The organism is Acinetobacter sp. YH16053 (assembly GCF_013417035.1).
GTDB classification, from domain to species: Bacteria; Pseudomonadota; Gammaproteobacteria; order Pseudomonadales; family Moraxellaceae; genus Acinetobacter; species Acinetobacter towneri.
Window position 1 is genome coordinate 1 of record NZ_VPEP01000164.1, and the last position, 964, is coordinate 964.

Below are 964 nucleotides of genomic sequence, written 5' to 3' on the forward strand. Positions count from 1 at the left end.
AATAGCGTCATATACGTCTTGCTTGGTCACAGCACTTGAAATTTTGTTATTCACTTAGTTACTCCAAAGTGAGTTATTGATTTTATTTACTTTACTAAACTTAGTTTATTTAGTTTAGTTTAGTTCATTTAGTTTAGTTTATTCACTTCACTTTAGATAGTGTAATTCATTCCAAAATTTAAAGTTTGAATCGGTGCAGTTTGGGCAAAAAAAGTATAAAAAAAACCATTCTTAGAATGGGTCATACCTGTAGCCATCATCTTTACTTGGCGATGGTGTTGGTGTTGGTGTTGGCTCAATATCTCGCACCTGGCTAACTTCAACTGGTTTTTTAAATCGGTCTTTGGCTGTATCGAATAGAGAATCTAGGCGGTCATGCTCACGTTGAGAGAAGTAAGTACCTAACCGCTTTTCAGCAAATTTCACCATTCTCTTATCATTGGCAATCATCTGTTGAATGTGATCACGCATCTGGTCTGTCATGTCTTTTTCTTGGCGTGAGAAGTGCTGTAAAGCGTTGTACTTCTCGCATATAGCTTCATACAGCTCAGTCCCCATCGGATTTTTTTTGTGATACTTCAATTCTTGTATTTCAGCCCAATATTTCACGTCTTTGGCTGCACTAACATAGCTGTATGAGAATATACGTGCAGCATCAATTGGGCTTTTCGGTTTAATAGCAAAGCCTTTGGAATTGATAGCTGTTAATACTCGATTGCTTTCTTTAATTGTGTGGTCAAATCTCTCAGTGAGTCTTCCAAAGTCGTTAAGCGTTCGCTGACTTCTGTGGTATTTAGAAGTGAGCTGGCGGTAGAAATCTGTGAAAGGGTCTGTGTTAATTTCGATTGAGTATCCTGAATATCTTTGAGCATCGGCTGAATTTGCTGATTGATCTTGTCTTGGACTAACTGATCTATATTTGATTCCCTCAAGGCACTGGTTAAGGTTTTTTCCAAGTTTTTTT

General features: G+C 37.4%; 2 protein-coding genes. Both read right to left on the bottom strand.

Going from position 1 to position 964, the window contains the following annotated elements; genetic code table 11:
- Window positions 1-231: 231 nt before the first annotated feature.
- Window positions 232-609: a hypothetical protein gene (locus FTV43_RS15840; RefSeq protein ID WP_179995872.1), complete on the bottom strand. Its 378-nt coding sequence runs from the start codon at window positions 607-609 to the stop codon at window positions 232-234.
- Between the two features lie 95 nt (window positions 610-704).
- Window positions 705-964: hypothetical protein (locus FTV43_RS15845; RefSeq protein WP_179995873.1), on the bottom strand; the 260-nt coding region annotated here is incomplete at its 5' end.